The 25,028-nt window shown below is 57.4% G+C and carries 22 protein-coding genes; 11 read left to right on the top strand and 11 right to left on the bottom strand.

The window, feature by feature from the left end:
* Positions 1-2: 2 nt before the first annotated feature.
* The 4 genes from ppx to purM all read right to left on the bottom strand — a co-directional run bounded on the left by ppx (position 3) and on the right by purM (position 5,464).
* Positions 3-1,541, bottom strand: coding sequence for an exopolyphosphatase (gene ppx / locus IM265_RS14795; protein WP_193030358.1), 1,539 nt, complete (start codon positions 1,539-1,541; stop codon positions 3-5).
* Positions 1,542-1,544: 3 nt separating this feature from the next.
* Positions 1,545-3,605, bottom strand: a complete 2,061-nt coding sequence (ppk1, locus tag IM265_RS14790; protein WP_028014033.1) for a polyphosphate kinase 1 — start codon at positions 3,603-3,605, stop codon at positions 1,545-1,547.
* 183 nt (positions 3,606-3,788) lie between these two features.
* Positions 3,789-4,430, bottom strand: a complete 642-nt coding sequence (gene purN / locus IM265_RS14785) for a phosphoribosylglycinamide formyltransferase (RefSeq protein WP_028014032.1) — start codon at positions 4,428-4,430, stop codon at positions 3,789-3,791.
* Positions 4,427-5,464, bottom strand: coding sequence for a phosphoribosylformylglycinamidine cyclo-ligase (gene purM / locus IM265_RS14780; protein ID WP_193030360.1), 1,038 nt, complete (start codon positions 5,462-5,464; stop codon positions 4,427-4,429). The genes purN and purM overlap by 4 nt, the downstream gene beginning before the upstream one ends.
* 266 nt (positions 5,465-5,730) lie before the next feature.
* Between purM and IM265_RS14775 the strand changes: the two genes are divergently transcribed.
* From IM265_RS14775 to IM265_RS14760, 4 genes are all read left to right on the top strand, one after another.
* Positions 5,731-7,161 (top strand): 6-phospho-beta-glucosidase, encoded by a 1,431-nt coding sequence (locus tag IM265_RS14775; protein ID WP_028014031.1) that lies wholly within the window; start codon positions 5,731-5,733, stop codon positions 7,159-7,161.
* A 217-nt stretch (positions 7,162-7,378) separates the two neighbouring features.
* A complete protein-coding gene (upp, locus tag IM265_RS14770; protein ID WP_008501641.1) occupies positions 7,379-8,005 on the top strand; it encodes a uracil phosphoribosyltransferase in 627 nt (208 codons plus the stop codon).
* Between the two features lie 82 nt (positions 8,006-8,087).
* Positions 8,088-9,377 (top strand): uracil permease, encoded by a 1,290-nt coding sequence (gene uraA, locus IM265_RS14765; RefSeq protein ID WP_017692944.1) that lies wholly within the window; start codon positions 8,088-8,090, stop codon positions 9,375-9,377.
* A 96-nt stretch (positions 9,378-9,473) separates the two neighbouring features.
* The gene (locus IM265_RS14760; protein ID WP_211438414.1) at positions 9,474-10,175 is read left to right on the top strand and encodes a DnaA inactivator Hda; all 702 of its coding nucleotides are present in this window, start codon (positions 9,474-9,476) and stop codon (positions 10,173-10,175) included.
* A gap of 76 nt (positions 10,176-10,251) precedes the next feature.
* Here the strand turns inward: IM265_RS14760 and IM265_RS14755 are convergent, their stop codons facing one another.
* From IM265_RS14755 to celB, 3 genes are read right to left on the bottom strand one after another with little or no spacing between them, the layout of a single operon-like run.
* Positions 10,252-11,670 carry a M17 family metallopeptidase gene (locus IM265_RS14755; protein ID WP_193030530.1) on the bottom strand — a complete coding sequence of 473 codons (1,419 nt, stop codon included), beginning with the start codon at positions 11,668-11,670 and terminating at the stop codon, positions 10,252-10,254.
* A complete protein-coding gene (locus IM265_RS14750; RefSeq protein WP_028014028.1) occupies positions 11,670-12,626 on the bottom strand; it encodes a N(4)-(beta-N-acetylglucosaminyl)-L-asparaginase in 957 nt (318 codons plus the stop codon). The genes IM265_RS14755 and IM265_RS14750 overlap by 1 nt, the downstream gene beginning before the upstream one ends.
* Before the next feature lie 3 nt (positions 12,627-12,629).
* Complete coding sequence (celB, locus tag IM265_RS14745; RefSeq protein ID WP_069733444.1) at positions 12,630-13,949, bottom strand: PTS cellobiose transporter subunit IIC; 1,320 nt, start codon at positions 13,947-13,949, stop codon at positions 12,630-12,632.
* Between the two features lie 147 nt (positions 13,950-14,096).
* Here celB and IM265_RS14740 point away from each other — a divergent pair, with 147 nt between their 5' ends.
* Positions 14,097-14,921, top strand: coding sequence for an XRE family transcriptional regulator (locus IM265_RS14740; protein WP_193030362.1), 825 nt, complete (start codon positions 14,097-14,099; stop codon positions 14,919-14,921).
* Here IM265_RS14740 and arsC read toward each other — a convergent pair.
* Positions 14,918-15,274 carry an arsenate reductase (glutaredoxin) gene (gene arsC / locus IM265_RS14735; RefSeq protein WP_063155449.1) on the bottom strand — a complete coding sequence of 119 codons (357 nt, stop codon included), beginning with the start codon at positions 15,272-15,274 and terminating at the stop codon, positions 14,918-14,920. The genes IM265_RS14740 and arsC overlap by 4 nt on opposite strands.
* Positions 15,275-15,287: 13 nt before the next feature.
* Positions 15,288-16,751 carry a beta-barrel assembly-enhancing protease gene (gene bepA / locus IM265_RS14730; RefSeq protein WP_126345916.1) on the bottom strand — a complete coding sequence of 488 codons (1,464 nt, stop codon included), beginning with the start codon at positions 16,749-16,751 and terminating at the stop codon, positions 15,288-15,290.
* Between the two features lie 221 nt (positions 16,752-16,972).
* Between bepA and IM265_RS14725 the strand changes: the two genes are divergently transcribed.
* Complete coding sequence (locus tag IM265_RS14725; RefSeq protein ID WP_028014023.1) at positions 16,973-18,037, top strand: AI-2E family transporter; 1,065 nt, start codon at positions 16,973-16,975, stop codon at positions 18,035-18,037.
* A gap of 96 nt (positions 18,038-18,133) precedes the next feature.
* On the opposite strand, the gene bcp is transcribed toward IM265_RS14725, so the two are convergent.
* Both bcp and IM265_RS14715 read right to left on the bottom strand, forming a co-directional pair.
* Entirely contained in the window at positions 18,134-18,604 is a 471-nt protein-coding gene (gene bcp, locus IM265_RS14720; protein WP_014171119.1) for a thioredoxin-dependent thiol peroxidase, read from the bottom strand.
* On the bottom strand, positions 18,604-19,173 hold the full coding sequence (locus IM265_RS14715) for a glycine cleavage system transcriptional repressor (RefSeq protein ID WP_028014022.1): 570 nt from the start codon (positions 19,171-19,173) through the stop codon (positions 18,604-18,606). The genes bcp and IM265_RS14715 overlap by 1 nt, the downstream gene beginning before the upstream one ends.
* A 145-nt stretch (positions 19,174-19,318) precedes the next feature.
* On the opposite strand from IM265_RS14715, the gene dapA reads away from it, so the two are divergent.
* The 5 genes from dapA (at position 19,319) to IM265_RS14690 (ending at position 25,004) form a co-directional block, all read left to right on the top strand.
* A complete protein-coding gene (gene dapA, locus IM265_RS14710) occupies positions 19,319-20,197 on the top strand; it encodes a 4-hydroxy-tetrahydrodipicolinate synthase (RefSeq protein ID WP_028014021.1) in 879 nt (292 codons plus the stop codon).
* A 16-nt stretch (positions 20,198-20,213) separates the two neighbouring features.
* Positions 20,214-21,248 (top strand): outer membrane protein assembly factor BamC, encoded by a 1,035-nt coding sequence (gene bamC / locus IM265_RS14705; protein ID WP_063943514.1) that lies wholly within the window; start codon positions 20,214-20,216, stop codon positions 21,246-21,248.
* A 109-nt stretch (positions 21,249-21,357) separates the two neighbouring features.
* The gene (gene purC / locus IM265_RS14700) at positions 21,358-22,071 is read left to right on the top strand and encodes a phosphoribosylaminoimidazolesuccinocarboxamide synthase (protein ID WP_048959912.1); all 714 of its coding nucleotides are present in this window, start codon (positions 21,358-21,360) and stop codon (positions 22,069-22,071) included.
* 120 nt (positions 22,072-22,191) lie between these two features.
* Positions 22,192-23,058 (top strand): neutral zinc metallopeptidase, encoded by an 867-nt coding sequence (locus tag IM265_RS14695; RefSeq protein ID WP_028014019.1) that lies wholly within the window; start codon positions 22,192-22,194, stop codon positions 23,056-23,058.
* On the top strand, positions 23,058-25,004 hold the full coding sequence (locus IM265_RS14690; RefSeq protein WP_193030532.1) for a tRNA(Met) cytidine acetyltransferase TmcA: 1,947 nt from the start codon (positions 23,058-23,060) through the stop codon (positions 25,002-25,004). The genes IM265_RS14695 and IM265_RS14690 overlap by 1 nt, the downstream gene beginning before the upstream one ends.
* The last annotated feature ends 24 nt before the right edge of the window (positions 25,005-25,028 follow it).

Below are 25,028 nucleotides of genomic sequence, written 5' to 3'. Positions count from 1 at the left end.
CGTTACGCGGCGACGTCGGCGCTATCTTCCTCGATTTTGAGCATCCAGCCGGTGACCGCTTCCCAGTACTGCTGCTCTTTTTCCAGGTCCAGCAGGACCAGCGCGTTCTGGCTGAACCAGTCGTGCGGGAAGCTCAGCGTCCAGTGGTGATCGTCGGTTTTCAGCTTCAGCGTCGGCGGTGTGGTGGTGGCCTGACGCTGATTGTTCAGCAGCACGCCCAGGCGCAGCAGCTGAATAAGCGGCAGGAACTGCTTTTTCTTAAACAGCGTGAAGCGCGGCAGATCGTCGAGCTTGATGGCTTTACGGTGATAGCGCACCAGGGTCGCCATCATGGTTTGCTGCTCCTGGTTGAAGCCGGGCAGATCGCTGTTTTGCAGAATATACGCTGAATGGCGGTGCATCCCGCTGTGGTTGATGTTCAGCCCTACCTCGTGCAGCATCGCGGCCCATTTCAGCAGCGCGGCAAGCTGCGGGTGCGCCAGCTTGGGGTTCTGCTCCTGCCACTGCTCGTACATCTGCACCGTGGTTTCCAGCACGCGCTTCGCCTGCTCGCGGTCGATGTTGTACTGGTTGGCCAGGCTCTGCGCGGTGCGGCTGCGAATGTCCTGATGGCGGAAGCGGCCCTCCATCTCATACAGCACCCCCTCACGCAGCGCGCCGTCGGAAAGGCGCAGCTCTTTAATCGCCAGGGCGTCAAACACGCCGCAGAGAATAGCCAGGCCCGGCACGAAGACTGCCTTACGCTCGTCGGAAAGCCCCGGCAGGCTTAGGGCGTCAAAACTTTTATGCTTCAGCATCTCTTCGGTCAGCAGGGTCAGGCGTTCAGGCGTGATAAAACCGTCTTTTTCACCCATCGCCAGCAGCACTTCATGCGCCGCCTTGATGGTGCCCGACGCGCCCAGCGCCACGTTCCAGCCCTGAATGCGGTACTGCCAGGCCAGATTCTCCAGCTTCTGGATCGCAGCCATTTTCGCCCGCTGGAAGTTTTCACGGGTAATGGTGCCGCCGGGGAAGTACATCTGCGCGAAGCTGACGCAGCCCATGCGACGGCTTTCCACCAGGCGCGGCTCAAAGTCTTCGCCGATCACCAGCTCCGTAGAACCACCGCCGATGTCGATCACCAGCTTGCGCCCTTTTTCCGGCTGGGTATGTTCAACGCCCATGAAAATCAGACGCGCCTCCTCGTTACCGGAGATGATCTCAATCGGGTAGGGGATCACTTTTTCGGCCCGCTTGAGGAACTCCGGCGCGTTCAGCGCCTGGCGCAGCGTGTGGGTGCCCACGATGCAAACGCTGGAGGGCGAGAAGCCCTGCAGGCGTTCGGCAAACAGCGACAGGCAGTTTAAACCGCGCTCCATCGCCTCTTCGCTGAGCATGCTGCGCTCATCAAGCCCATCCGCCAGGTGTACGCGCTGCTTCAGACGACCGATGATCTGCAGCGCGCCATCCACCTCACGGGCGATGACCATGTGAAAACTGTTAGAGCCAAGATCGACCGCGGCGTATTCCTGCGGGCGTGGGGTCTTATCATTTATCGGCATAGGTTAATCGGGTTGCTCGAGTGATTTGATATAGTCATAAATCGCCAGCTGTGACCGCACTTTACGGCGGTTGCCGCGCGGTACGTAGCGGTTACTGAGTTCTTTGTCGATATAGCGCGCCTTCACCGTATCGCTGAACAGGATCTCGATAATGTCGAGGATACGCTGTTTCAGACGCGGATCCAGCAGCGGCGTCGCGACTTCAATTCGATAGTCAATATTGCGCGTCATCCAGTCTGCCGAAGAGAGATAGACCTGTTTATCGCCCGCATTATCGAAAATATAGACCCTATCGTGCTCCAGGTAGCGGTCAACGATGCTGATAACGCGAATATTGTCGCTGATGCCTTCCAGTTCCGGAATAAGCGAGCACATGCCGCGGATCAGCAGGTTAACCGGCACGCCGGAGCTGGACGCCGCATACAGTCTGTCCACCAGCCCTTTATCGACCAGGTTGTTAAGCTTCAGCGTGATGCCGGACGACAAGCCTTTCTGCGCATTGGCGATCTCTTTATCGATCATATCGTACAGCAGGCGGCGCGAGTTCTGCGGTGAGACTAGCAGATAGTCGAAGCTCACCGGACGGTACGGGTTTTCGATAAAGTTAAAGACCCGGCGCACTTCGTTGGTAATGCGGGCGTCAGCGGTTAAGAGCGAGTAGTCGGTATAAATCCGCGCGGTTTTTTCGTTAAAGTTCCCGGTGCCGATGTGGGCATAGCGCACCACGTCATCGCCCTCTTTACGCGAGATCAGGAACAGTTTGGCGTGAATTTTCAGACCCGGCGCGGAGAAGATCACGTGCACGCCCGCTTCCGTCAGGCGGCGCGCCCAGTGAATGTTCGCCTCTTCGTCGAAGCGCGCCTGCAGCTCAACCACCACGGTGACTTTTTTGCCGTTGTGTGCCGCGTGGATCATCGCGTCGATGATGCGGGAATCTTTTGCCACGCGGTAGATGTTGATTTTGATCGCCAGCACGTTCGGGTCGAACGAGGCCTGACGCAGCAGCTCCAGCACGTGTTCAAAGGTGTGGTACGGGTAGTAGAGCAGCACGTCGCGCTCGCGGATGGCGTCGAATCCGTTGCGGAACTTATCGAACCAGATATGACGCAGGCGCGGCAGCGGTTTGTTCACCAGATTGGCTTTGCCAACGTTCGGGAAGCCAATGAAGTCTTTAAAGTTGTGGTAACGGCCACCCGGCACGATGGAGTCATAGCGCGAAATGGTCAGCTTCTCGCGCAGCATCTCCACCATGGCGTCCGGCATGTCGCGCTGATAGACAAAGCGCACCGGCTCGGCCGTCAGGCGCTGTTTCAGGCTGGAGGACATCAGCTCCATCAGGCTGGCTTCCATCTCGTGCACCAGGTCATATTCGGCGTCACGGGTCATCTTCATCGAGTAGGCGTTTAACGCATCGTAATCGAAGAAGCCTTTGAAAATGTCGTCCAGGCAGTAGCGCAGGATGTTATCCAGCAGGATCATCGGCTTGCGTCTGCGCGGGGTTTCCGGCGGCAGGTTCACAAAGCGCGGCACCTTGTCGGACGGGATCTCCAGCAGGGCATAACGGATGGATTCACCGCGAATAATTTCCACCGCCAGGTAGGTGTAGTCATCCTTCAGGAATTGCACCAGATCGGTTTCGCGGTTGATGAGAATCGGGGTAATGTGCTGGCGCAGGTACTGTTTAAAGTAGTGGCGCAGCCAGTTTTGTTGGTTAACGGAAAGCTGACGTTCGTTAATCAGGAAGATTTGATTGCGCGCCATCTCCAGCAGCAGTTCGTTATACAGGCCGTCAAATTCCTGATCGGCTTTCAGCACGCGGGACTGGATTTTGCCCAGCAGATGCCGCGAGTGCGAGTTTAAGCCCTGTTCTTCGCTGATGATGATGCGTCTTTTCAGCTCGGCAAAGCGAACCTTGTAGAACTCATCCAGGTTGTTGGAATAAATGCCTAAAAAACGCATGCGTTCGATCAGCGGGTTACTTTTGTCGGCCGCTTCCTGGAGTACACGTTCGTTAAATGCTAACCAGCTTAGCTCTTTCTCGATATATAACTTTTCCTGACCCATTACAGCTCACACTCCAGTTCAATCACAGGACGTGGTAAATCCGTCTCGTCCTTATTATGGCGAGCATTTCCACGATATGTCCAACAGTGCCAGAAAAGTATGACAGTTATTTTTTTTGTTGGGGAATTTAGCGGGTTGGGGGAGGGAATATCGGGTAAGCGAAGCGCCACCCGACATAGCAAACTACTCTTCGGCCGCATAACCCTGCGGGGGCAACTTCACGCCGTCCAGCCAGGCTGCGCCGTCGCGCATCTCCAGACGCCCGTCGACAAACCAGCTTACCACCAGCGGGTAAATGGCGTGCTCCTGCGTCTGCACGCGTTCGGTCACGTCGTCTTCGTTGTCGCCGTCAAAGACCGGGACTTTCGCCTGCAGGATCACCGGGCCACCGTCCAGCTCGTCGGTCACGAAATGGACGGAGGTACCGTGCTCCTCGTCACCGTTTTCCAGCACCTGACGATGGGTATGCAGGCCGGGATATTTTGGCAGCAGGGAAGGGTGAATATTCAGCAGTCGACCGGCGTAGTGTTCGACGAAGGCCGGGCTCAGAATACGCATATAGCCCGCCAGCACTACGAGGTCGGGCGCGTAGGCGTCAATCTCCTGCACCAGCTCGCGGTCAAAGGCTTCACGTCCGGCGAACTGGCTGGCTTCCAGCGCGTGAGCGGGAATGTTCGCTTCCCGCGCGCGCTCAAGGCCGAACGCGTCGGCCTTGTTGCTGAAAACTGCCCGAATGGTGCCATTGATTTTCTTCTGTTTGCAGGCGTCTATGATGGCCTGCAAATTGCTTCCGTTGCCGGAAATAAGCACCACGATGTTTTTCATTCAATGACCACACGCTGTTCGGAATCGGAGGCTTTAATCGTACCGATTTTCCACGCGTTTTCACCTTTCTCGGTCAGCAGCTTAACCGCTTTATCCGCTTCGCTTGCCGGCAGGGCGATAACCATGCCCACGCCGCAGTTAAAGGTGCGGTACATTTCGTGAGAGCTCACGTTGCCTGCAGTCTGCAGCCAGTTAAAGACGGCTGGCCACTGCCATGAGGATTCGTCGATCACCGCCTGGGTGTTGTCCGGCAGCACGCGCGGGATGTTTTCCCAGAAGCCGCCGCCGGTCAGGTGAGCAATAGCGTGAACGTCAACGTTCTCGATAAGCTCCAGCACGTTTTTCACGTAGATGCGGGTTGGGGCCAGCAGGTGGTCAGCCAGCGGTTTACCGCCCAGCTCGGTGGTCAGCGGATCGCAGCCGCTTACTTCGAGGATTTTACGCACCAGAGAGTAGCCGTTAGAGTGCGGGCCGCTGGAGGCCAGCGCGATCAGCACATCGCCATCGGCCACTTTGCTGCCGTCGATAATTTCTGATTTTTCTACTACGCCGACGCAGAAGCCCGCGACGTCATAATCTTCGCCGTGGTACATGCCCGGCATTTCAGCGGTTTCACCGCCCACCAGCGCACAGCCGGACTGCAGACAGCCTTCGGCGATACCGTTAATGACGCTGGCTGCGGTATCCACATCCAGTTTGCCGGTCGCGTAGTAATCGAGGAAGAACAGCGGCTCTGCGCCTTGAACCACCAGGTCGTTCACACACATCGCAACCAGATCGATACCGATCGTGTCGTGACGTTTTAAATCCATCGCCAGGCGCAGCTTGGTGCCTACGCCGTCAGTACCCGAGACCAGAACAGGTTCACGATATTTTTGCGGCAGCGCGCACAGTGCGCCGAATCCACCCAGACCACCCATCACTTCCGGGCGGCGGGTTTTCTTCACCACACCTTTGATTCGGTCAACCAGCGCATTACCTGCGTCAATATCAACACCGGCATCTTTGTAGCTGAGAGAAGTTTTGTTGGTCACGGCTTAAATCCCCACGCGATTGCATAGCTAGTAAGAAAAATCGGCGCAATTCTAACAGTCCAGGCAAACGTTTGCGAGCCTATTCTGGACGTGGGGATCTTTTTTTCTGTATAGCCCGCAAATGCAGCCAAACTTGACTCCGTTCACGAAAATGAAACCGGTTTCGGCGATCTGCTTGCAACGAATATCCCCTTTGCACATCATCGAACTGAAACCGGTTTCTGTAATTGTTTTTGCAGAAAATAACGCAGAATGAGGGAAAGCGAATGTCAGGATTCAAAGCAGATTTTCTGTGGGGTGGGGCCGTTGCGGCGCACCAGCTTGAGGGCGGCTGGAAAGAGGGCGGTAAGGGCGTAAGCGTTGCCGACGTCATGACCGCGGGCGCCCACGGCGTGCCGCGTGAAATCACCAACGGCGTGCTGGAGGGGAAAAACTACCCTAACCATGAGGCTATCGACTTCTACCACCGTTATAAAGAAGACATCAAACTCTTTGCCGAGATGGGGTTCAAATGCTTTCGTACCTCCATCGCCTGGACGCGTATCTTCCCGAAAGGCGACGAGCTGGAGCCGAACGAGGCAGGCCTGAAATTCTATGACGATCTGTTCGACGAATGCCTGAAGTACGGCATTGAACCGGTTATTACGCTTTCCCACTTCGAGATGCCGTTCCACCTGGTGACGGAATACGGCGGCTGGCGCAATCGTAAGCTGATCGACTTCTTTGTCCGCTTCGCGAAGGTCGTTTTTGAGCGCTACCAGCATAAAGTGAAGTACTGGATGACCTTTAACGAGATCAACAACCAGGCCAACTTCCACGAAGACTTTGCGCCATTTACCAACTCCGGGCTGAAGTACGCGCCAGGTGAAGACCGCGAGCCGGTGATGTTCCAGGCGGCGCACTACGAACTGGTGGCCAGCGCCCTGGCGGTGAAGGCGGGCCGCGAGATTAACCCGTCGCTGCAGATCGGCTGCATGATTGCCATGTGCCCTATCTACCCGCTGACCTGTGCGCCGGACGACATGATGATGGCGATGAATGCCATGCACCGTCGCTACTGGTTTACCGACGTTCACGTGCGCGGCAAATATCCGCAGCATCTGCTCAACTACTTCGAGCGTCGCGGCTTCGCGCTGGATATCACCGAAGAAGATAAAGCCGCGCTCACGCAGGGCTGCGTGGATTACATCGGGTTCAGCTACTACATGTCTTTCGCCACCAAAGCGACGGCAGATAACCCGGCGCTGGACTACGACGAGAGCAAGAGTCTGGTCTCCAACCCGTACGTGCAGAAATCCGACTGGGGCTGGCAGATTGATCCGGTCGGGCTGCGCTACTCCCTGAACTGGTTCTGGGATCACTACCAGCTGCCGCTGTTTATCGTTGAGAACGGCTTTGGCGCGATCGACGTGCAGGAGAGCGACGGCACGGTGAACGACCAGTACCGCATCGATTACCTTTCTGCGCACATCCGCGAGATGAAAAAAGCAGTGGTGGAAGACGGCGTGGATCTGATGGGCTATACCCCGTGGGGCTGTATCGACCTGGTGTCTGCCGGAACGGGCGAAATGAAAAAACGCTACGGCTTTATCTTTGTCGATAAAGATAACGAAGGTAACGGCACCCTGAACCGCAGCAAGAAGAAATCGTTCGACTGGTATAAGCAGGTGATTGCGAGCAACGGCGATAACCTCTAATTGTCGGGTGGCGCTAACGCTTACCCGACCTACAATACACGTAGGCCCGCGTAAGCGTAGCGCCACCGGGCAAGACCCCGCACCCAAGCCGGAGCCCAGCCTCCGGTTTTTTTGTTTTTGATTGATGTACGTCAAGCAAGTTGGGTATGGCGCAATCCGAAAAAAGCGGTATAATCCCGCGATTTTTTTGCGGATGCCACCTCAGAGGAGAAAGAGAATGAAGATTGTGGAAGTGAAACACCCACTCGTTAAACACAAGTTGGGCCTGATGCGTGAGCATGACATCAGCACGAAGCGTTTTCGCGAACTGGCTTCTGAAGTGGGCAGCTTGCTGACCTACGAAGCAACCTCCGATCTGGAAACGGAAAAAGTGACCATCGAAGGCTGGAACGGCCCGGTGCAGGTTGAGCAGATCAAAGGTAAGAAAATTACCGTAGTGCCTATCCTGCGTGCCGGTCTTGGCATGATGGAAGGCGTGCTGGAGCATGTACCGAGCGCGCGCATCAGCGTGGTCGGTATCTACCGTAACGAAGAGACGCTGGAGCCGGTACCTTACTTCCAGAAGCTGGTCTCTAACATCGACGAGCGCATGGCGCTGGTGGTTGACCCAATGCTGGCGACCGGCGGTTCAATGATCGCCACCATCGATCTGCTGAAAAAAGCGGGCTGCAGCAGCATTAAGGTGCTGGTGCTGGTTGCGGCACCGGAAGGGATCGCGGCGCTGGAAAAAGCGCACCCGGACGTTGAGCTGTACACCGCCTCTATCGACCAGGGGCTGAACGAGCACGGGTACATCATCCCGGGGCTCGGCGATGCCGGCGATAAGATCTTTGGTACGAAATAATCGAATAACGATAAATAAGCCGACTTTGATAGTCGGCTTTTTTTTGAATAAAAACCAACAATACTACACAGAGGAAAACACTATGACGCGCCGTGCTATCGGGGTGAGTGAAAGACCGCCGCTTTTACAGACTATCCCGCTTAGTTTGCAGCACCTGTTCGCTATGTTTGGCGCAACCGTGCTGGTGCCAATCCTGTTTCACATTAACCCGGCTACCGTGCTGTTGTTCAACGGCATCGGTACGCTGCTGTACCTCTTTATCTGTAAAGGCAAAATCCCGGCGTATCTGGGGTCGAGCTTTGCTTTTATCTCGCCGGTGCTGTTGCTGCTGCCGCTGGGTTATGAGGTCGCGCTGGGCGGCTTTATCATGTGTGGCGTGCTGTTCTGCCTGGTCTCCTTCATTGTGAAGAAAGCCGGTACCGGCTGGCTGGACGTGATGTTCCCGCCTGCGGCGATGGGCGCCATCGTTGCCGTCATCGGCCTGGAGCTGGCAGGCGTGGCGGCGAATATGGCTGGTCTGCTGCCTGCTGATGGGCAGTCGCCGGACTCCAAAACCATTATCATCTCGCTGGTGACGCTGGGCGTGACGGTATTTGGCTCCGTGCTGTTCCGCGGTTTTATGGCGATTATCCCGATCCTGATCGGCGTGCTGGCGGGCTACGCGCTCTCCTTCGTCATGGGCGTTGTGGATACCACCCCGATTGCCGAGGCGCACTGGTTCGCGCTGCCAACTTTCTACACCCCACGCTTTGAATGGTTCGCCATTTTCACCATTCTGCCTGCCGCGCTGGTGGTAATTGCGGAGCACGTTGGCCACCTGGTGGTGACGGCGAACATCGTGAAGCGCGACCTGATCCGCGACCCGGGTCTGCACCGCTCCATGTTTGCCAACGGTTTCTCCACCATCATCTCCGGTTTCTTCGGTTCCACGCCAAACACCACCTACGGTGAAAACATCGGCGTGATGGCGATTACCCGCGTCTACAGTACCTGGGTTATCGGCGGCGCGGCGATCATCGCCATTCTGCTCTCCTGCGTGGGCAAGCTGGCGGCAGCGATTCAGATCATTCCTGTGCCGGTGATGGGCGGCGTTTCTCTGCTGTTGTACGGGGTGATCGGTGCCTCCGGTATTCGCGTTCTGATTGAATCCAAAGTGGATTACAGCAAGGCGCAAAACCTGATCCTGACCTCCGTTATCCTGATCATCGGCGTGAGCGGCGCGAAGGTGCACATCGGTGCGGCCGAGCTGAAGGGCATGGCGCTGGCGACCATCGTGGGCGTGGGCCTGAGCCTGATTTTCAAGCTGATCTCGGTGATCCGCCCGGAAGAGGTGGTGCTGGACGCTGACGAAAGCGAAAAAGCCCCACACTGATCCATTAACTGGGCGAAGGATCGCCCGGTTCTCTCCTGGCGGGTTCCGTGTTAAACTCATCGCCGATTTTATGTAAGATCTCTGGTTGAGGTATTTCTGAACGGACCGGCACAGCTCTCTCTGCCACTCTATCTCCCTGACGACGAAACTTTTGCGAGTTTCTGGCCGGGTGATAACCCCTCTTTACTGGCTGCACTGCAAAACGTGCTGCGTCAGGATCACAGCGGATACATCTATATCTGGTCACGCGAAGGCGCGGGGCGCAGTCACCTGCTGCATGCCGCCTGTGCCGAGCTTTCGGCGCGCGGCGATGCGGTCGGCTATGTGCCGCTGGATAAACGTACCTGGTTTGTGCCTGAAGTGCTTGAGGGCATGGAACATCTCTCGCTGGTCTGCATCGATAATATCGAATGCGTGGCGGGGGACGAGCCGTGGGAAATGGCGATCTTTAACCTCTACAACCGCATTCTGGAGTCGGGCAAAACCCGGCTGCTGATCACCGGCGATCGTCCGCCGCGCCAGCTTAACCTTGGGCTGCCGGATCTGGCGTCTCGTCTGGACTGGGGGCAAATCTACAAGCTCCAGCCGCTGTCGGATGAAGATAAGCTGCAGGCGTTACAGCTGCGAGCAAAGCAGCGCGGCTTTGAGCTGCCGGAAGACGTGGGCCGTTTCCTGCTCAAGCGTCTGGACCGCGAGATGCGCACCCTGTTTGATACGCTCGATCAGCTCGATCGCGCCTCCATTACCGCCCAGCGCAAGCTGACCATTCCGTTTGTGAAAGATATTCTTAAGCTGTAGTTATGCCGGGTGGCGGCTGCGCCTTACCCGGCCTGCATATGGTGCCCGTAGGCCCGGTAAGCGCAGCGCCACCGGGCTAAAGATCCCCCAGCAAGTGCTCCACCAGCAGCGGAATCGGCCTTCCCGACGCCACGCTCCTGGCATTCTCGCGCCACAGCGCCGTGCCGCTGATGTCCAGATGCGCCCACGGGATCGTCTGCGGGCAAAAATGGTGCAGCAGCCACGCCGCCGACGCGCTGATTGCCGCATTGTTGGTTGGCGTGTTGCACAGATCGGCAATCGCGCTGTCGGTCTGCTTTTTCAGCCGCGCGTCCAGCGGCAGAGACCACACTTCGTCGCCGCTCCGCTTACCCGCCTGCGTCAGCGCGGCGCGCAGCGGCTCGTCCTGCGTCATCAGCCCGCTCAGCTCATACCCCAGCGCTTTCACCACCGCACCGGTTAAGGTCGCCATATCAATGATATAGCGTGCCTGCGGATGGCGCTGGCTGGCCCAGGCGATGGCGTCCGCCAGCACCAGTCGGCCTTCGGCATCGGTGTTGTTGATTTCAACCGTCATGCCGTTGCAGGCCGTTGCTACCGAGCCGGGTTGCATGGCGTCCGGTCCGATGGCGTTTTCCGCCAGCGCCAGCACGCCCATGATGCGTACGGGCAGCGCCAGCTCTGCTACGGTCAGCATCAGCCCCAGCACGTTGGCCGCACCGCACATGTCGTATTTCATGGTGTACATGCCTGCGCCTTCCTTCAGCCACAGGCCGCCGGTATCGAAGGTAATGCCTTTACCTACGTAGCAGCGCACCGGGCCGTCAGAAATGCCGTCGTAATGAATAGCCAGCAGACGTGGCGGGCAGGTCGCCCCTTTGCCGACGGCGTTCAGCAGCCCAAGACCCTGCTCAACAATAGCCTTTTCGTTCAGCACCTCGCAGCGCAGGGCAGGGTAGGCGGCACACAGTTTTTGCGCCTCTTCGACCATAAACTGCGGCGTACAGCGATCGGACGGTATATCCGCCAGGCGACGCGCTGCGACCATGCCGTGAGCGATGGCCTGCTGCTGGCGGAAAATAGTTTCCAGCTTCGCCTGCAGTTCCGGCAGGCAGAGGGCGGTGATGTGCTTAATACGAACGCACTCACTGGTTTTTTTCAGCTGTAAATCGCTCAGCCTGTGCGCCTGATTAAAGAGAAAACGCAGCACCTGCGCCAGCACCACCTCGTCGATATCCGTCACGTCCAGCACGATATCTGCGCTGACGGGAGAGGCAATCAGCGGTCGCAGGGCGGCAAGCAGGCCTTCAGTGAGCGCGTCATGCCAGAGCGCATCCGGCAGCAGGGTGATGCGCGCAAAGGGCGCGCAGCCAAAGCGGGTGTCCGCGATGCCGTCAGAGTCACGCATTTCCGCAACAAGCGCGGTTTGCGGCAACTGCGCACAGGAGACGCGGGCGATTAAATGGCTTCGCGGCTTCGCGTCAGAAAGCGCGGTGATAAACTGATACGCGATCATCATGACTCCTCAATCGGTGCGCGGATCCGCGCGGCGTAGGCCTGCATCCACTCTTCGTCCACGGCGTGATAGTGCGTTTTCTCCCGCAGGCGCTCGGTACGAAAAACGGTGAGGGGCTGACGGGCCGTCGCCACCACAAACGAGAAGGTTTTGATGTTAGTGGCGGCGCCAAATTCGCCTCTGTTGTTCATGCACACCACGGAGAGATCGCCCACGCGACCGAAGCGCGACATCAGCTTGTCTTCCAGCTCGAACACCACGGAGTCTGCCGCCTGCTGCGGCGTCATACCCTGCGCCATGCGACGAACAATTTCGTAGCTCGTGCAGCCCTTCATTAGATCTTCACCGACGCCCGTAGCGGTGGCCGCGCCGGTTTCGCTGTCGCAGTAAAAGCCGGAGCCGATAATCGGCGAATCCCCAATGCGGCCGCGTTTTTTCATAAACAGGCCGCTGGTGGAGGTGGCAACGCTCATCGACCCCTGCTTATCGAGGCCGATAATGCCGACGGTGTCGTGTCCGTCGTACGGGCTTAAGCCTTTATCCAGCGTCTCGCGGCAGCGTTTGCGGTAGTGCTGCATAGCCCGTTCGGTGAGCATGCTTTTGTCGGCAAAGCCCTGACTTAGCGCCCATTCACGCGCGCCCTGGCCGACCAGCAGGCTGTTGTAGCGCTGGCGGCTGAGCGCGTGCGCCACGCGCACCGGGTTGGCGATATCCACCAGGTTCCCCACGGCACCGAACGCCAGCGTGTCGCCGTCCATGAATGCCGCGTCCAGCTCGACTTCGCCGTTTTCGGTCGGCAGCCCGCCGTAGCCGACGGATTTATAAAACGGAAAGTCTTCGACGGCGGCGACGGCATCAACCACCGCCGTAGCGACCGGTTTTCCCGCCGCCAGGGCAGACGCAGATTCCGTTACCCCTTCAAGCGCCATTCGCCAGGTTGCGATAATTCCCCACATGCTTTACTCCTGTTTTGCAAGGGTGGTGTCGGTTTGCGTAACGGTGGCAATTTCCGCCGCGTGGTACTGTTTGTCCACGATACGCATGAAAGGCAGGTACAGCATGGCGCCAATCAGCAGGTTGATCAGCTGCATCACGCTGCCGCTCAGGTGTCCGGTGACGATAAAACCGCTGATCACCGGCGGCAGCGTCCAGGGGATAAACACCCCGGTGGTGACGGCGACCGCGCCAACCTTCATCGCCGCATACTGCACGGTGACCAGCACCAGCGGCACCAGGTTGAACGGAATAAGCATGATCGGGTTCATGATCACCGGCAGGCCAAACAGAATCGGCTCGTTGATGTTAAACACCGACGCCCCGGCGCCGAGGCGCGCCACTTCGCGCATGTTTTTACTGCGGGCGAAAATCAGCATCGCAATTACCAGCGACAGCGTAGCACCCGCGCCGCCCATCCAGATCATGTCAAAAAACTGTTCCGTGATAATGTGCGGCGGCGTCGTTCCCGCCTGGATCGCGGCGATATTGTCGGTCTGGTTTTCCATCCACAGCGGACGAATGATGCCGTTAATCATCGAGCCGGAGTTAATGCCCACTGACCAGAGAATGGTGATGCTGAATACCGTCATCAGCGCACCGAAATAGGAGGTACCGTAGTGGCGCACCGGGGTAGCAACCACTTCATAAATAAACTGGTGGATGGTGTTGTAGTGAGTGTTCTCGAAGACGATGCGGATACCCAGTACCAGAATCATCACCAGCAGGGCGGGGATCAGCGCCGCGAACGACTCCTGCACCGCAGGAGGCACGCCGTCCGGCATTTTAATGACCAGATTTTTGCGCTTCAGCCAGCAGAACAGCTCCGTCCAGAGCAGCGAACCGATCATCGCCACGAACAATCCTTTGCTGCCAATCCACTCCACCGGCATCACGGTAATACCGCCGTTTTCCGCCACCTTAATAAACGGCGTCAGGATCAGAAACGCGACCAGCGCCAGAATGCCGCAGGAGATGCGGTCCTCGCCGTAGTGTTCCGCCAGGCGGAAGGCGACCAGGAAGCTGATGAATAGCGACATGGTGGAGAACACCGCGTTGAATGGAATTTCAATAATCGCGCTCCAGCTCTCACCAAAGGCCTGAGACATAAACTGCTGATAGGCCTGGTTAGGGAAGGAGGAGATAACCAGCAGAATGGAGCCGACGATAATAAATGGCATGAATGACACGTAGGCACCGCGAATGGCCCCGAGATGACGCTGCTGGGCCGTTTTCGCCGCCAGGGGCATCAGTTTTGCTTCAAGAAATCCCAGAACATTGTTCATTGTGAACTCCGTACAAGATTGAGGGGTGTTGTTTATGTTATGTCTGTGGATTATCAGTGAAGCGCGGCGAGCGAAAGGTGAAACCGGTCACAAAGCAATCGCCTGTGTTATATAAATCTCATATGATTAGTTAACGGAATTGTTGCGATGGAAATTAAACTTCACGCCAATGCGACCACCACGCCGCGCATCCGCCGCTATCTGCAACAGTCAGATAAAAGCGACAGAGAGCTTGCTGTTGAGCTGGGGATCTCGGTCACGACCGTCAGGCGCTGGCGCAACCGCGACCAGGTTTCGGATAACCACACCACGCCAAAAGTGATACACAAAGCGTTGAGACAGGAGCAGGTGGCGCTGGTGAATGCGCTGCGCGACATCTCAGGGGCGCCGTTAGATGAACTGCTGCAGATGGTTAACGACGTGCTGGGGATCCGCGTTTCAAGGGCAACGCTGAATCGCTATCTCAAACCGGCCTCCACGAAGCTAAAAGGGGGGCCGTTGCAGGGAATAAAAGCGCTGAAGGCTGGCATGCGGCCGCATACGCTGATGCTCCATCATCTGCCTTTATCCCTGCACATGGACGATGGGGGCGAACAACACCTGCTCTGGGCGCGCGAACCGGTGAGCGGCTGGTGTTATGCCCGGCTCTATGCGGGACTGTCGCCCCAGTTGCTCAATACCTGGACGCGGGCGCTGCTTGATGACTGTCCGGCTGATATACAATCTATTGAGACTTTTGGTTTTGAGCTGACGGAGGCTGCAAAAGATGTGGCTGTAAAAACGCATCCCCAAAAACACAACGCGCTTCAGGTAGCGGTGCCATTAGGCGATGTTATTCCTCGCGTGAATGATGAACCGGCGGGAGGGGTGTTGATCGCGCTGTGCGAGTTTTATAACCGGGGCAAAACGCAGAAAAAGCTGGGAGAGAGTACGCCGCAGGCGTTTCTGGAAGCGCTGCGGCGTAGGGACTAGAGAATTTCGAGCACATCTTCCGGCGGACGGCCAATGCGCGCCTTGCCGTTCGCCACCACAATCGGGCGCTCAATCAGCTTTGGATTGTCGACCATCGCCTGTACCAGCTCAGCCTCGGTGAGGCGGTTGTCATCCAGATTAAGCGATTTATACAGATCCTCTTTCTGACGCATCAGTTCGCGCGCGCTGCCCATCCCCAGCATGTGCAGCAGCTCGCGGATCGTCTGCGCGTCCGGCGGCGTCTCCAGATACAGCACCACTTCCGGGTCGATGCCGTTAGATTTCAGCAGGCTGAGGGTGTCGCGGCTCTTGGAGCAGCGAGGGTTATGGTAAATTTTTACCGCGTCTGTCATGACTTCTCCTTTATTACATCTTCTCGTACGGCTTAAAGCGTTGTTGCAGGCCGCGCAGCTGGTCGATACGCGCGTCGTAGCGGGCCTGCTGCAGGCTGCCGAGCTTCACCTGCGAGCTGGCGCTGCTGAGCAGGGAAATAGCCTGATCGAGACGGCCCGCCAGCGCCAGCCCTTCAGCACGCGCCGCCAGTTCCTGATCGCGGTTACCCAGTTGCCCCTGCGCCTGAGCGAGCAGCTCCCAGCCGTTCTGGTCGTCTTTATTGTTAAACGTGTAGCGGTTCAGAATGGTCACGGCCTGCGCAGGCTGACCGCCCTGCAAATAAGCGTTCGCCAGGTTAAGCTGCAGCACCGGGTTGGTCCGTATGTCTTTCGCCCCTTTCAGGCGGTTAATCGCATCAGTGGCTTTCTTCTGCCCCAGATCGATATCCGTCGTGAGATCGAGATACCACGGATTGTTCGGGTCGGCTGCCAGCAGCGGCTGCAGCGCTTTACGCGCCTCGTCGTATTTACTGGCTTCCATCGCCTGTAGCGCCTGACCATACTGCGCGGCATTTTTTTCCCGCACGTTGCCTTTCGCCAGGGTATCCAGCAGATCGCTGGTGAGCTGGTTACGTCCGGAGTTGTACATGCCGAGCGTTCTTACTTTCGCCATGTAGAAGTCCTGCGAAGACTGCACGACCACCGGGCGCATCTGGTTGGCACGGTTGCGTGCGTCCGAGAGACGGCTTTCCGGCAGCGGGTGGGTGAGCAAAATTTCCGGCGGACGGGAAGAATACCGTGCCTGGTCGAGCAGTTTTTCCAGGAAGCTCGGCATGGCCTGCGGGTCAAAGCCGGAGCGCTGTAAAACCTGAATGCCGATGCGGTCAGCTTCCTGCTCGTTTTGCTGGGTGAAGCTGATCATCCCCTGACGCGTTCCCGCAAGCGTACCGGTCAGGGCCGCCATCCCGGCCTGCGGGCTGGCCATCGCCAGCAGAATAGAGCCCAGTGCGCCCACCCAGGTGAGCGGGGCGTTACGCTTCTGGTCTTCCATTGCACGCGCGAGGTGGCGCTGGGTAACGTGCGAAATTTCGTGCGCCATTACCGAAGCCAGCTGGCTTTCGTTGTCTGAGTAACGGAATAACGCCGAATGCAGCACCACGTTTCCGCCGAAGAAGGCGAAGGCGTTGATTTCGTCGTTATTAATCAAATAGAAGTGGAAGGGCGTTTTTACCGAGTCGGCGTGCGCCACCAGGCGCATCCCCAGCCCGTTAATGTACTGCACCAGCAAAGGGTCGTTGATCAGCGGGGCGCTGCCGCGCAGCTGGCGCACATAGTAATCACCCATCTGCATCTCTTGCCCGATAGAGAGCGTGCTTCCTGCCGTGGTGCCCATGTCCGGCAATGAATCGGACGAGTCAGCGAAAGCGGGCAACACCTGACCGACCGTCACTGCGGCAATCAGTGTTGCAACCAGTGTTTTTCTCAACTGCCTGAACATAACCACTGTCCTGTATGTTGGAGGTGCTAATTTGACCGATGAACCGGCATATCGTTCATCTCTGCTGCCCTGCGAGTGTAGCCGTGTTACCGCATGAAGAAAATCCCATTCATCAGGCTTTTGCGGATTGTGACAGGGATACAAAAAGCGAAAGTCTTTTTTGTGACAGTTAGATACAATTCACCGTCTCACTCCCGCCAATCGATTCAGGGAAGGGTTGTATGCTCGAAATGTTAATGCAGTGGTATCGGCGTCGGTTCAGTGACCCGGAAGCCATTGCTTTGCTGGTTATTCTGGTTGCCGGGTTCGGTATTCTGTTCTTCTTCAGCGGCCTTCTCGCCCCTCTGCTGGTGGCGATTGTGCTCGCATACCTGCTGGAGTGGCCAACGGCGCGCCTGGAACATATCGGCTGTTCGCGCCGCTGGGCGACCAGCATCGTGCTGGTGCTGTTTGTCGGCATTCTGCTGCTGATGGCATTTGTGGTGATGCCGGTTGCCTGGCAGCAGGGGATCTACCTGATCCGCGATATGCCCGGCATGTTGAATAAGCTGTCTGATTTCGCCGCCACGCTGCCGCGTCGTTACCCCGCGCTGATGGATGCGGGGATCATAGATGCGATGGCCGAAAACATGCGCGCCCGCATCATGACGATGGGCGATTCGGTGGTGAAATACTCTCTGGCCTCGCTGGTGGGTCTGCTGACGCTGGCCGTCTATCTTGTGCTCGTGCCGCTAATGGTGTTCTTCCTGGTCAAGGACAAAGAGCAAATGCTGAACGCGGTACGCCGCGTGCTGCCGCGCAATCGCGGGCTGGCAGGGCAGGTCTGGCAGGAGATGAACCAGCAGATCACCAACTACATTCGCGGCAAGGTGCTGGAGATGATAGTCGTGGGAGTCGCCACCTGGATTGGCTTCCTGATCTTCGGCCTGAACTACTCGCTGCTGCTGGCGGTGCTGGTCGGATTTTCGGTTCTGATCCCGTATATCGGCGCGTTTGTGGTAACCATTCCGGTGGTGGGCGTTGCGCTGTTCCAGTTTGGTCTGGGTACGGAGTTCTGGAGCTGCTTTGCGGTATACCTGATTATTCAGGGGCTGGACGGTAACCTGCTGGTGCCGGTGCTGTTCTCCGAGGCCGTGAACCTGCATCCGCTGGTGATTATCCTGTCGGTGGTGATTTTCGGCGGGCTGTGGGGGTTCTGGGGCGTGTTCTTTGCCATTCCGCTGGCGACGCTGATTAAAGCGGTGGTGCACGCGTGGCCGGATGTGCCTGCGGTGGAAGAGAAGTAGTTTTTGTGCGGCCTGATGCCCTCACCCCGACCCTCTCCCACAGGGAGAGGGGGAAAACACTAAAAACGGCAACCTGGGTTGCCGTTTTGCTGTTTATCAGGCGCTTTGTTTCAGCCAGTTCAACACCACGTCGTGGTGGTTGCTGGTTTTGAAGTCGTCAAACACATGTTCAACTTTACCGTCAGCGTCAATCAGGAAGCTGATGCGGTGAATGCCGTCGTAGGTTTTACCCATAAAGGTCTTTTCACCCCAGACGCCGAACTGCTCGCAGACCTGGTGGTCTTCGTCGGAAAGCAACGTGAAGTTCAGCAGCTCTTTTTCCGCAAATCGTGACAGCTTTTCTGGTTTATCCGTGCTGATTCCCAGCACTTCCACGCCGACTTTCTTCAACTCGTCCATGTTGTCGCGTAAGCCGCAGGCCTGTACGGTGCAGCCGGGGGTCATGGCTTTCGGGTAGAAATAGACCAGAACACGCTGTCCCTGGAAGTCGGTCAAATTTACTTGCTCACCGTCTTGATCCGGTAAGCTAAATTTCGGTGCGATGTCACCGGCTTTCAGTGGATTCATTACTCAACTCCATCCTGTTCGTGCTGCGAATAATTGACGACGCTTATACTGCCCTGCGCGTTTAATTCTGTACAGAGGGCTTTGAACGCTTGCTCGATATTTGACGCATCCTGCGAGGCAGGGCTGTGTGCGGTAATTTGAATAAAGAGCGTGGGAACGGTGCTTTCGTCGCCCGGCTGCGTGCGGGAGACGAGTTCGGCAATGTTCATCTGATGGCTGTCGAACAGCGCGGTAAAGCGCTCAATCAGATGCGGAGAATCAGGGACTTCAACCTGCACCCAGACGGTCGCGGGCATGGCCGGACGCGGGCGCGCGGTGGTGCGCTTCATGACGATCAGCAAATCCAGCTCCGCGCCTTTCAGCGGCAGGGTGGATTCAATAAGGGTAATGGCATTCCATGTTCCGGACAGCAGCATGATAAACGTGAACTCTTCGCCGAGCATCGCCAGGCGGCTGTCTTCGATGTTACAGCCGCAGCTGCTCACGTGACGGGTGATGGTGTTCACGATACCCGGCCTGTCGGCACCCAGCGCGGTGATAACCAGGTAATGTTGTGATGAGGTTGTCAAACCTGTTCTTCCTTTGCATGGTTAAGTCTTCCTAAGGAAAGCATAAAAAAAACGTGCATACAACCGCCAGAGGGCCTCAGGTCGCTTGCTTTTATTACAGTTCCAAACGTACCATTGAGGCTCTTGTTCGCACAGAGGATGGCTCATGTTCACGGGAAGTATTGTCGCGCTTGTTACACCGATGGATGAAAAAGGTAATGTCTGCCGGTCCAGCATGAAAAAGCTGATTGATTACCATGTCGCCAATGGAACCTCGGCGATCGTTTCGGTAGGGACTACCGGTGAATCTGCAACGCTGAGCCACGAAGAGCACGGCGATGTGGTTATGCTGACCCTGGAACTGGCTGACGGACGTATTCCGGTCATTGCGGGGACAGGTGCTAATGCGACCGCAGAAGCGATCAGCCTGACCAAACGTTTTAACGACAGCGGCATCGTGGGCTGTCTGACGGTAACCCCTTACTACAACCGTCCTACTCAGGAAGGTTTGTTCCAGCACTTCAAAGCCATCGCTGAACATACTGACTTGCCACAAATTCTGTATAATGTGCCGTCCCGTACCGGCTGCGATATGCTGCCGGAAACCGTTGGTCGTCTCTCGGAAGTAAAAAATATTATCGGTATTAAAGAGGCGACAGGGAACTTAAGCCGCGTTCATCAGATCAAAGAGCTGGTTTCAGACGACTTTATCCTGTTGAGTGGTGATGATGCGACCTCGCTGGACTTTATGCAGCTTGGTGGTCATGGCGTGATCTCCGTAACGGCGAACGTTGCGGCGCGCGATATGGCTGAAATGTGCAAACTGGCCGCAGCCGGTCACTATAATGAAGCGCGTGTCATTAATCAGCGTCTGATGCCGTTGCACAATAAATTATTTGTCGAACCCAATCCGATCCCAGTGAAATGGGCGTGTAAGGAGTTGGGGCTTGTAGCATCCGATACGCTGCGTTTGCCAATGACACCGATTACCGACCACGGTCGCGACATCGTCAGGGCAGCGCTGAAGCATGCCGGTTTGCTGTAAAGTTTAGGGAGATTTGATGGCTTATTCAGTACAGAAGTCGCGCCTGGCGAAGGTTGCGAGTGTTTCGCTTGTTATGCTGCTCGCTGCCTGTAGTTCAGACTCGCGCTACAAGCGCCAGGTGAGCGGTGATGAATCCTATCTGGATGCGACCCCGCTTGCTGAACTTCATGCACCGGCTGGTATGATCCTGCCGATTCAAAACGGCGATTATAATATTCCCGTGACCAACGGCAGCGGCCTGGTTGGTAAAGCGCTTGATATTCGTCCGCCAGCACAGCCTCTGGCGCTGGTAAGCGGGGCGCGTACCCAGTTCACCGGTGATACGGCGTCTCTGCTGGTTGAAAGCGCGCGCGGAAGCAATCTGTGGCCACAGGTCGTCAGCGTTATTCAGGCGAAGAATTACACCATTGATAAGCGCGATGACGCCAGCCAGACGTTAACCACCGACTGGATCGAGTGGAACCGTCTTGATGAAGATCAGCAGTACCGTGGACGCTATCAGGTCTCCGTGAAACCACAGGGTTACCAGCAGGCAGTTAACGTTAAGCTGTTGAACCTGGAGCAGGCGGGTAAACCGGTTGCGGATGCCGCCTCTATGCAGCGTTACAGCACTGAAATGCTGAACGTGATTGCCGCAGGTCTGGATAAGACTGCTACCGATGCCGCGAACGCCGCGCAGAACCGTAACGGCGTCACTTTCGACGTTCAGAGCGGCGCGGATGACACCGGCCTGCCAATGCTGGTGGTGCGTGCACCGTTTAACCAGACCTGGCAGCGCCTGCCAGCGACGCTGGAAAAAGTGGGCATGAAAGTGACCGACAGCACCCGTTCGACCGGCAGCATGACGGCGACCTATAAACCGCTGTCCGACAGCGCATGGCAGGAACTGGGCGCCAAAGATCCTCAGCTTGCCTCCGGTGATTACAAGATTCAGGTAGGTGACCTCGATAACCGCAGCAGCCTGCAGTTTATCGATCCAAAAGGTCACACGCTGACCCAGGCGCAGAACGATGCGCTGGTCGCTGTCTTCCAGGCAGCATTCAGCAAATAAATACGAGGGCGGGTTAATCCCGCCCTTTTTATTTTCGTGCCACGCAAACGTGTGCGTGGCATAATATACCCCGTTTTGAACGCAAATTATCACACCAGGAGTAATGAAGATGCAGAAGCAAGCTGAGTTGTATCGTGGCAAAGCGAAGACCGTATACAGCACGGATAACCCGGATCTGTTGGTGCTCGAGTTCCGCAATGATACGTCAGCAGGGGATGGCGCCCGCATTGAGCAGTTCGATCGTAAAGGCATGGTGAACAACAAGTTCAACCACTTCATTATGACTAAACTGGCCGAAGCGGGTATCCCGACCCAGATGGAAGCGTTGCTGTCCGATACGGAATGTCTGGTGAAAAAACTGGATATGGTTCCGGTTGAGTGCGTGATTCGTAACCGTGCGGCAGGCTCCCTGGTGAAGCGTCTGGGCATTGAAGAAGGTATCGAGCTGAATCCACCGCTGTTCGACCTGTTCCTGAAAAACGATGCCATGCACGACCCAATGGTCAACGAATCCTACTGCGAAACCTTCGGCTGGGTGAGCAAAGAGAACCTGGCGCGCATGCAGGAACTGACCTACAAAGCCAACGACGTGCTGAAAAAGCTGTTTGATGACGCGGGCCTGATCCTCGTCGACTTCAAGCTGGAGTTTGGTCTGTTCAAAGGTGAAGTGGTGCTGGGCGACGAGTTTTCTCCGGACGGCAGCCGCCTGTGGGATAAAGAAACCCTGGATAAAATGGACAAAGACCGTTTCCGTCAGAGCCTGGGTGGCCTGATTGAAGCGTACGAGGCGGTAGCTCACCGTTTAGGCGTTAAGCTCGACTAAGTCCCTCAGTTGCCAAAGGATGTTCGCATCCTTTGGCGTCTTACCTTTGTTTCCTATGGTAATCTTGCCGTTAACCGCCTACGATCATAGCTATTATTAATGGAATAGTTCGAGGTGGTTATGCGCTGGCAAGGGCGTCGTGAAAGTGACAATGTAGAAGACAGACGCAGTGATGGTGGCGGCGGTCCTTCAATGGGCGGGCCCGGCTTCCGCTTACCCAGCGGCAAGGGCGGTATCATCCTGCTGATTGTGGTGCTGGTCGCAGGGTATTACGGGGTCGACCTTACCGGTCTGATGACCGGTCAGCCGCTGCAACAGCAACAGTCTCAGCACTCCATCAGCCCGAATGAAGATGAAGCGGCCAAATTTACCTCCGTTATTCTCGCCACAACTGAAGACACCTGGAGTCAGCAGTTCGAGAAGATGGGGCGCACCTACCAGCAGCCGAAGCTGGTGATGTACCGGGGCGCAACCCGCACCGGATGCGGTACCGGGCAATCTGTTATGGGGCCGTTCTATTGCCCGGCAGACGGCACCGTCTATATCGATCTCTCTTTTTACGATGACATGAAACGCAAGCTTGGCGCTGACGGTGATTTTGCTCAGGGCTACGTTATCGCGCATGAAGTCGGCCATCACGTGCAAAAGCTGCTAGGGATTGAGCCCAAAGTGCGCCAGCTTCAGCAGAACGCGTCTCAGGCCGAAGTGAACCGCCTTTCCGTCAAAATGGAACTGCAGGCGGACTGCTTCGCGGGCGTCTGGGGCCACAGCATGCAGCAGCAGGGCGTGCTGGAATCCGGGGATCTTGAAGAGGCATTAAACGCGGCTGAGGCCATCGGCGATGACCGTTTGCAGCAGCAGAGCCAGGGCCATGTCGTGCCGGACAGTTTCACTCACGGTACGTCACAGCAGCGCTACAGCTGGTTCAAGCGCGGCTTTGACAGCGGCGATCCGGCCCAGTGTAATACCTTCGGCAAAGCCATGTGATGGTGTCGTTTGAACATCTGACGCGCGAGCTTGAGCGTACCGGGCACCGCCGTCTGGTGGTGCTCACTGGCGATGAACAATGGACGTTGAGCCATGCGGCTGGCCTGCGTGATGCCTTGCCGGGAGACTGGCTGTGGCTGGAGGAGAATCCCTCAAAAGCCGTTAGCAGGTTGCTGGGACGCGAATACCTGCACGCCGTTTTTGACGCGCGCGCCGGGTTTGATGTCTCAGCCTTTGCCGCACTCAGCGGGACGCTGCGCGCCGGAAGCCTGCTGGTGCTGCTGGTGCCGCCTCTCGCTGACTGGGCCGACAGGCCCGACGGCGATTCCGTGCGCTGGAGCGACAGCGCGGAACCTATCGCCACCCCGCGCTTCGTTCACCATTTTTGCCGGACGCTTGCCGCCGATGCGGATGCGATCGTCTGGCAACAGCATCTTCCTCTCTCTCTTCCCGCTGCGCCGGATTCGCCCGCCTGGCAGCCAGCCAGCGGCGAGCCGCAGCGCGAGCAGGCGGAGATCCTCGACGCGCTTCTGACCATGCCTGCGGGCGTCGCTGCCGTGACGGCACCGCGGGGGCGCGGAAAGTCAGCTCTGGCGGGGATGCTGCTCAACAGCATTCAGGGGAGTGCGGTGGTCACTGCACCGGCCAAAGGGGCAACGGATGTCATTGCGCGCTTCGCTGGCGAGCGTTTTCACTTTATGGCCCCGGATGCGCTGCTGGCCTCCACGACAGAAGCCGACTGGCTGATTGTTGATGAAGCCGCAGCCATCCCCGGCCCGCTGCTGGACAAGCTGGTGTCGCGCTTTCCCCGCGTGTTGCTGACTACCACGGTCCAGGGTTATGAAGGCACGGGCAGGGGGTTTCTGCTTAAGTTCTGCGCCCGGTTCAGCGGGCTGCGGCGCTATACCTTATCCACCCCCATTCGCTGGGCGGCCGGGTGTCCGCTTGAGCGGATAGTGGCGAATACGCTGCTGTTTGACGACGCGCTTATTGACCGCAAACCGGAAGGTGACGTGCGTTTACGGTCGCTAGAGCCGCAGATGTGGGAGAGCGACCCGGCGCGCGTGGCAAGCGTGTATGAACTGCTGTGTGCCGCGCACTACCGGACGTCCCCGCTCGATTTACGCCGGATGATGGACGCCCCCGGCCAGCACTTTGCGGTTGCACACGCGGGGGCGGATATGGCGGGCGCGCTCTGGCTGGTGGAAGAGGGGGGATTGCCCCCCGATCTGAGCCGCGCGGTGTGGGCGGGCTTTCGTCGTCCTCGCGGGAACCTTGTGGCGCAGTCACTGGCGGCGCACGGCGGGTCGCCTCTTGCGGCGACGCTGAAGGGGCGGCGGATTAGCCGTATTGCGGTGCATCCCCACCGTCAACGGGAAGGTATCGGCCAGCGGCTTATTCGCAGCGTCAGCGGTGAAGATTATCTCTCGGTAAGCTTTGGCTATACCGACGAGCTGTGGCGTTTCTGGCGGCAGTGCGGCTTTGTGCTGGTGCGAATGGGCAGCCATCGGGAAGCCAGCAGCGGGTGCTACACGGCGATGGCCTTACTGCCGCATAGCGAGGCCGGGCACCGCCTGTGCGCGCAGGAGCACCAGCGCCTGTGTCGCGATATGCGCGTTCTTTCGGCCTGGAACGGCGAAAAGATCCCGGTGACCGATGCCTGGGAAGCTACCCTTAATAGTGACGACTGGCTGGAGCTGGCGGGGTTTGCCTTTGCGCACCGGGCGTTTTCAACCTCGGTTGCTGCCCTGACGCGGCTGGTGTTAGCTACAGACATGCCGCTTCCGGCGCTGCGCGGGAAAATAGAGGGTAAGACGGAGGAGAAAGGGCGAAAAGCGCTGCTGGCTAAACTGCGGAGTGAAACCGCGCAAGCGCTTGATAACCTTGATTATTCCCGCTGCCAGCAGCTGAAAGCCGACATTTTGCAATGGCAATTTTTTCAATGACTTCTTCAGTAAAGTGGCATGGTC

This window comes from Enterobacter cloacae complex sp. P17RS (assembly GCF_014895885.1).
GTDB classification, from domain to species: Bacteria; Pseudomonadota; Gammaproteobacteria; order Enterobacterales; family Enterobacteriaceae; genus Enterobacter; species Enterobacter bugandensis.
This window is presented reverse-complemented; position numbering and strand designations above follow the sequence as displayed.

Bases quoted from the DNA above. Each gene is read 5' to 3' on its own strand.
- purN (WP_028014032.1), bottom strand. From the start codon at position 4,430: ATGAAAAACATCGTGGTGCTTATTTCCGGCAACGGAAGCAATTTGCAG.
- bamC (WP_063943514.1), top strand. From the start codon at position 20,214: ATGGCTTATTCAGTACAGAAGTCGCGCCTGGCGAAGGTTGCGAGTGTT.
- uraA (WP_017692944.1), top strand. From the start codon at position 8,088: ATGACGCGCCGTGCTATCGGGGTGAGTGAAAGACCGCCGCTTTTACAG.
- dapA (WP_028014021.1), top strand. From the start codon at position 19,319: ATGTTCACGGGAAGTATTGTCGCGCTTGTTACACCGATGGATGAAAAA.
- ppx (WP_193030358.1), bottom strand. From the start codon at position 1,541: ATGCCGATAAATGATAAGACCCCACGCCCGCAGGAATACGCCGCGGTC.
- arsC (WP_063155449.1), bottom strand. From the start codon at position 15,274: ATGACAGACGCGGTAAAAATTTACCATAACCCTCGCTGCTCCAAGAGC.
- IM265_RS14690 (WP_193030532.1), top strand. From the start codon at position 23,058: ATGGTGTCGTTTGAACATCTGACGCGCGAGCTTGAGCGTACCGGGCAC.
- IM265_RS14740 (WP_193030362.1), top strand. From the start codon at position 14,097: ATGGAAATTAAACTTCACGCCAATGCGACCACCACGCCGCGCATCCGC.
- IM265_RS14695 (WP_028014019.1), top strand. From the start codon at position 22,192: ATGCGCTGGCAAGGGCGTCGTGAAAGTGACAATGTAGAAGACAGACGC.
- ppk1 (WP_028014033.1), bottom strand. From the start codon at position 3,605: ATGGGTCAGGAAAAGTTATATATCGAGAAAGAGCTAAGCTGGTTAGCA.
- celB (WP_069733444.1), bottom strand. From the start codon at position 13,949: ATGAACAATGTTCTGGGATTTCTTGAAGCAAAACTGATGCCCCTGGCG.
- IM265_RS14755 (WP_193030530.1), bottom strand. From the start codon at position 11,670: ATGATCGCGTATCAGTTTATCACCGCGCTTTCTGACGCGAAGCCGCGA.
- purC (WP_048959912.1), top strand. From the start codon at position 21,358: ATGCAGAAGCAAGCTGAGTTGTATCGTGGCAAAGCGAAGACCGTATAC.
- IM265_RS14750 (WP_028014028.1), bottom strand. From the start codon at position 12,626: ATGTGGGGAATTATCGCAACCTGGCGAATGGCGCTTGAAGGGGTAACG.
- upp (WP_008501641.1), top strand. From the start codon at position 7,379: ATGAAGATTGTGGAAGTGAAACACCCACTCGTTAAACACAAGTTGGGC.
- IM265_RS14775 (WP_028014031.1), top strand. From the start codon at position 5,731: ATGTCAGGATTCAAAGCAGATTTTCTGTGGGGTGGGGCCGTTGCGGCG.
- bcp (WP_014171119.1), bottom strand. From the start codon at position 18,604: ATGAATCCACTGAAAGCCGGTGACATCGCACCGAAATTTAGCTTACCG.
- IM265_RS14725 (WP_028014023.1), top strand. From the start codon at position 16,973: ATGCTCGAAATGTTAATGCAGTGGTATCGGCGTCGGTTCAGTGACCCG.
- bepA (WP_126345916.1), bottom strand. From the start codon at position 16,751: ATGTTCAGGCAGTTGAGAAAAACACTGGTTGCAACACTGATTGCCGCA.